The sequence below is a fragment of the Aeromicrobium sp. Leaf272 genome, assembly GCF_001422865.1.
Lineage (GTDB): Bacteria > Actinomycetota > Actinomycetes > Propionibacteriales > Nocardioidaceae > Aeromicrobium.
The window spans coordinates 70,673-75,765 of sequence record NZ_LMMY01000009.1; the positions used below are offsets into that span (position 1 = coordinate 70,673).

Consider the following 5,093-nt stretch of genomic DNA (forward strand, 5'->3'; position numbering starts at 1 on the left):
AGAAGCTGAAGATCGAGCCCGCGGCGACCGAGGGCAGCAGCAGCGGCATCACGACGGTCCGGACGGTGGTGCCCGCCGACGCGCCCAGGTCGCCCGCAGCCTCGAGCATCGAGTCGGGGACGCGCTCCATGCCGGCGAAGATCGGCAGGATCACGTACGGCAGCCAGATGTAGGCCTGCGTGAGCACGACGGCGGTCAGCCCGTAGCCGGGCGTCTGGCCGCCGAACGGGTTCAGCACCCAGTCGACGAGCCCGCCCTCGCTGAGCAGCGACCGCCAGGCGAACGCCTTGACGAGGTAGCTCGCCCACAGCGGCGTGAGGACCGCGACCACCAGCAGACGCCGGGCACGCGGCGACGCGACCTTGGCCATGTAGAAGGCGATCGGCAGCGCGATCGCGACGTCGACGACCGTCACCAGCGCCGCGACACCGAGCGTGCGCAGCGTGACCGTGCGGTAGAGCGAGTTGGTGACGACCTCGCGCAGGTTGTCGAGGGTGAGGCCGCGGTCGATCTCACCGGTGAAGCTGTCGACCGACCACAGCGCCGTCACGAGCAGCGCCGAGAGCGCCACCACGTAGACGAGCACGAGCCACGTCAGCGGCGCGGTCAGGAACAGCCCGAGCCTCAGCCGCGGCCGCGTGGCGAGGAAGGAGGAGGCCCGGCGGGTGGCCGCCCCGGTCCCGGACAGGGACGGGACGGCCACCTCGGACGTGGTCGACTGGGTCACGTCAGCCCTTGATCTCGGTCCAGGCCTTGGTCCAGTCCGAGTAGTCGGTGCACTCGACGTCCGTGCGGCCGTCGAGGCACTCGGCGATCGGCGTGCGCCAGTACCAGATCTTGTCCGAGTAGGCCTTGTCGCCGGCGTGGTACGTCTCGCAGAAGCCCTCGCTCGCGAAGTCGCACGCCTCCTCGCTGTTCGGCGACTCGCCGAAGTACTCGGTGGCCTGCGCGTTGGTCTTCGGGTCCTCGATGTGGTCGAGCCACTTGTAGGCGCAGTTGGGGTTCTTGGCCTTGGCGGCGATCATCCAGGTGTCGTTCCAGCCCGTGACGCCCTCCTTCGGCACCGTGACCTTGACGTTGTCCTGGTCGATCGTGTTCGCGATGACCTGCCAGGTGGTGCCCACCACGGAGTCGCCGGTCTTGAAGGCCGAGGCCTCCTTGAGGTAGTCCGACCAGTACTCGCCGACGTTGGTGCGCTGGCCCTTGAGCAGGTCGACCGCGGCGGCCAGCTGCTTCTCGTCGAGGGCGTAGGGGTTCTCGATCTTCAGCTCCGGCTGCGTCGACATGAGGTACATGGCGGCGTCGGCGATGTAGATCGGCGAGTCGTAGGCCGTGACCTTGCCCTTGTACTGCGAGGACTTGTCGAACACGACGTCCCACGACGTCGGCTCGTCCTTCACGACGTCGGCGTTGTACATGAGCAGGTTGGCGCCGTAGCCGTGCGGGACGCCGTAGTTCTTGCCGTCGACGGTGTTCCACTCCTGGTCCTTCAGGAAGTCGAAGACCTTCTCGTAGTTCGGCACCAGGTCGGTGTTGACCTCGGCGGCCGCCTTGGCGGCGATCATGCGCAGCGTGAGGTCGCCGGACGCGGCGACGACGTCGTAGTCGCCGGACTTGGCGAGGTTGAACGCCTCGTCGGACGTGCCGTAGACCTTGCTCGTGACCTTGCAGCCGGTCTCCTCCTCGAAGGAGGTGACCCAGTCGGCGTCGGGGTCGTTGCTGCCGTCCTCGACGTAGCCGGGCCACGCCAGGATCGAGACCTGGCCCTCGGTCTTGCCGAGCTTCGTGGGTGCACCCGTGGCGGCGTCGTCGTCGGAGCCCCCGCCACAGGCGGCGAGAGCGAGGCTGCAGGTGACGGCGGCGGCGATGGCGCCGACGCGGCCTCTCCTGGTCGTGGGGATCATCTCGGATTCCGTTCTCTTCTGTGGGTGTGGTGGGGGGATCAGGTGAGCGTCACGAGGTCGTCGTGGCGCCACGAGGCGACGACGGCGTCGCCCCGCTCGACCGCCGCCAGGGCGGTGGAGGGCTCGAGGACGACCAGGCGGGCGCCCTGCTCGGTGTCGACGACGACGCGCCGACCGATGCCGAGGTAGATGGTCTCGGCGACGACGCCGCGGACGCTGTCGCGACCGTCGACCGGGTCGCTGGCGATGCCGGAGGCCGCGAGGTGGATCTTCTCCGGCCGCAGCGCGTAGCGACCCTCCCGTCCGAGGACGGTGCGCGAGGCGTCGGGGTCGAAGAGGTTCGACGTGCCGACGAACGACGCGACGTACTCATCGACCGGGGTCTCGTAGACGTCCCGGGGGCTGCCCAGCTGCACGATCCGCCCCTCGTTGAAGACGGCGACCCGGTCGCTGAGCGTGAGCGCCTCCTCCTGGTCGTGGGTGACGAAGACGAAGGTGATGCCGAGCTCGCGCTGCAGCTGCTTGAGCTCCACCTGCATCTGCTCGCGGAGCTTGAGGTCGAGGGCGCCGAGGGGCTCGTCGAGCAGGAGCACCTTCGGGCGGACCACGACGGCCCGGGCCAGGGCCACACGTTGGCGCTGGCCGCCCGAGAGCTGCGTGGGGCGACGGTCGGCCACGTGCTGCAGGCGCACCGTCTCGAGGGCCTCGAGCGCACGGGACCGGCGCTCGCGGCGGTCGACACCGCGCACCCGCAGTCCGTAGGCCACGTTCTCGAGCACGCTCATGTGCGGGAACAGCGCATAGTCCTGGAACACGGTGTTGACGTCGCGCTCGAAGGGTGCCGAGCCGGTGACGTCGCGGCCCCCGAGCTCGATCGAGCCCGCGGTCGGCTGCTCGAAGCCGGCCACGAGACGCAGCACCGTGGTCTTGCCGGACCCCGACGGACCCAGCATCGAGAAGAACTCGCCGTCGGCGATCTCCAGGTCCACGCCGTCGACGGCCCGGACCTCGCCGAAGTGCTTCTGCAGGCCGCTCAGTCGGATCGCGGGGGTGGCGCCGGTGCCGGTCATCGGGCTCCTTCGACGGATTCTCCCCGTCCGTCCTGACGGTCGGGAGGAGTGGTGCGGATCACCTTCCGCCGCAAAACATATGGTCTTGGATGTTAAATGTCCACACCTTCGTGTCACGATCCGGTAAACATGTGCGCACCGGCAGCCCGGCCGGTCCGAGGACACGAGGAGATCCATGGCCGCCGTCCGTCGACGCTCGACCCGGGCGCGGACCGCCGTGTTCGCGCCGATCGGCGAGCTCGGCCGCGCGGTCCGCGTGGAGCAGCGCCTGGCGCAGGCGATCCGCTCGGGGATCCTCGAGGACGGGGAGCGACTGCCCAGCGAGTCCGAGCTGGCGAGCATGCTCGGCGTCGCCACGGTCACGGCGCGCGAGGCGCTCGTGTCGCTGCGCGCGCAGGGGCTCGTCACCACCACGCGCGGGCGCGGCGGCGGCTCGTTCGTCACCCGCCCCGTCGGCGCGACCGACGACGTCCTCGAGCGTCGCGTGGCTGCCATGACCCGCGTCGACATCGCCGACCACGGCATCCACTACGCGACCGTGCTGAGCGGGTGCGCCGAGCTGGCCGCCGAGCGGGCCAACGTCGAGGAGGTCGAGGACCTGCGGGCGATCCTGCCCCCCGACGACACCGACGACGCGGCCACGTGGCGCCACGTCGACACCGAGCTCAACCTCGCCGTGGCGGCGCTCTCGCACTCGGCCCACCTGGCCCGCGACGTGATGCGCCTGGAGATGGAGTTCGGTGGGCTCCTGCGGCTCGGGTTCGGGCACGCGGACCAGCAGTCCGCCCTGCGCGACCACCACGGTGCCCTGCTCGCCGCCATCGCGAGCCACGACGGGAACGAGGCCCGACGCGTGGTGCGCGCCCGGGTGCGACGCCTGCTCGGCGAGCTCGCCGAGCTCCACGCGAGGATCAGGTGAGTCCGATGTCCCAACCCCCGAACGCCCCCGCCCCGGGTCCCGGCACCGAGGTGCCCCCTCAGGTCGCGGCCTGCGTGCAGGCCGTCGAGGACCTGTTCCACCCGCTGCTGGTGACGCTGCGCGAGAGCGGCGAGGCCCTGGCCCCCCTCTTCGACGGCCCCGTCGACGCCGCGCGGGTGCTCACCGCGTCGCGCCCCCACGCCCTCGAGGTGCTCGCCGACCCGCACACCGTGGGCGCGGGCTTCGTCGTGTCACCGGGGATCCTCACCGACGAGACCTACCTGCTCGCGTGGTGGCAGGGCGACGACCAGGGGCTCATCCCCGACTCCATCGCCCTCGTGCAGTCGACGGACTACAGCCGCCAGGAGTGGTTCCGCACCCCGCAGCGCACCCACGCGTCGCACGTGACCGGTCCCTACATCGACTACGTGTGCACCGACGAGTTCATGCTCACCTCGACGGTCCCGGTGGAGCGGGACGGACGCATGCTCGGGGTCATGGGGGCGGACGTGCTGGCCGAGACCGTCGAGCGGACGCTGCTCGAGGTCTTCCGCGCCGCCGACGCGACGCTCGTGAACGACCACGACCGCGTGGTCCTGTCCTCGCACGTGCACCTGTTCGCCGGCGAGCCGGTCGACCGCGGCGACTTCACGGCCCAGGTCCCGTGCCCGGGACTGCCCTTCACAGTGCTGGTCTGACCCAGCAGGGCACCGGGCACTGGGATCAGGCGGGACCCGCGCCCGGGTAGGCGTCCACGACGAAGGTCCGCAACCGGTCGGCCAGGGCCGCGAGCGTCTCCTGCGCGGGATGGGTCGAGGACCAGGCCACGAACAGCCGGACCGTGAGGTCGGCTCCCCCGGCCCGGACACGCACCCCGTGCAGGCCGTACCGGCTGTCGTCGGAGACCACCGCCACGCCGCGACCAGCGGCGGCGAGCGCCTGCGCCACGGTGCCGCTGCTCGCCTCCACGAGCGACGCCGGCCAGCGCTGCTCGCGCTCGACCACCGCGTCGAGCACCTGCCGGGCGGCGAACGTCCGGGGCACGGTGACCACGACCTGCTCGAGCAGCTCGGCGAGCCCGACCCTTTCGCGGTCGCCCCACGGGTGGTCGGCCGGCACGAACGCCCACACCGGCAGCTCCGGAAGCGCCGCCGAGCGCAGCGGTCGGCGCGGGCGGCGGGTGGTCACCACGAGGTCGGC

The 5,093-nt window shown here is 71.2% G+C and carries 6 protein-coding genes; 2 read left to right on the plus strand and 4 right to left on the minus strand.

The genetic code is table 11. The features are described 5' to 3' along the window. From ASF38_RS01860 to ASF38_RS01870, 3 genes are all read right to left on the minus strand, one after another. Positions 1–727 (minus strand): ABC transporter permease (locus ASF38_RS01860; protein ID WP_235497345.1); only part of this gene is annotated, 727 nt, incomplete at its 3' end. A gap of 1 nt (position 728) precedes the next feature. Further along, the gene (locus ASF38_RS01865; RefSeq protein WP_055964136.1) at positions 729–1,904 is read right to left on the minus strand and encodes an extracellular solute-binding protein; all 1,176 of its coding nucleotides are present in this window, start codon (positions 1,902–1,904) and stop codon (positions 729–731) included. Positions 1,905–1,942: 38 nt separating this feature from the next. Continuing rightward, positions 1,943–2,974 carry an ABC transporter ATP-binding protein gene (locus ASF38_RS01870; RefSeq protein WP_055964133.1) on the minus strand — a complete coding sequence of 344 codons (1,032 nt, stop codon included), beginning with the start codon at positions 2,972–2,974 and terminating at the stop codon, positions 1,943–1,945. A 175-nt stretch (positions 2,975–3,149) separates the two neighbouring features. Between ASF38_RS01870 and ASF38_RS01875 the strand changes: the two genes are divergently transcribed. Next, entirely contained in the window at positions 3,150–3,893 is a 744-nt protein-coding gene (locus ASF38_RS01875) for a FadR/GntR family transcriptional regulator (protein WP_055964130.1), read from the plus strand. A gap of 5 nt (positions 3,894–3,898) precedes the next feature. Beyond that, positions 3,899–4,591 (plus strand): cache domain-containing protein, encoded by a 693-nt coding sequence (locus ASF38_RS01880; protein ID WP_055964126.1) that lies wholly within the window; start codon positions 3,899–3,901, stop codon positions 4,589–4,591. A gap of 25 nt (positions 4,592–4,616) precedes the next feature. Here the strand turns inward: ASF38_RS01880 and ASF38_RS18575 are convergent. After that, on the minus strand, positions 4,617–5,093 hold a 477-nt coding region (locus ASF38_RS18575; protein ID WP_235497346.1), incomplete at its 5' end, for a LysR substrate-binding domain-containing protein.

What these genes read in the sequence shown, in the direction of transcription:
- ASF38_RS01865 (WP_055964136.1), bottom strand. Translation starts at nt 1,904, where the DNA reads ATGATCCCCACGACCAGGAGAGGCCGCGTCGGCGCCATCGCCGCCGCC.
- ASF38_RS01870 (WP_055964133.1), bottom strand. Translation starts at nt 2,974, where the DNA reads ATGACCGGCACCGGCGCCACCCCCGCGATCCGACTGAGCGGCCTGCAG.
- ASF38_RS01875 (WP_055964130.1), top strand. Translation starts at nt 3,150, where the DNA reads ATGGCCGCCGTCCGTCGACGCTCGACCCGGGCGCGGACCGCCGTGTTC.
- ASF38_RS01880 (WP_055964126.1), top strand. Translation starts at nt 3,899, where the DNA reads ATGTCCCAACCCCCGAACGCCCCCGCCCCGGGTCCCGGCACCGAGGTG.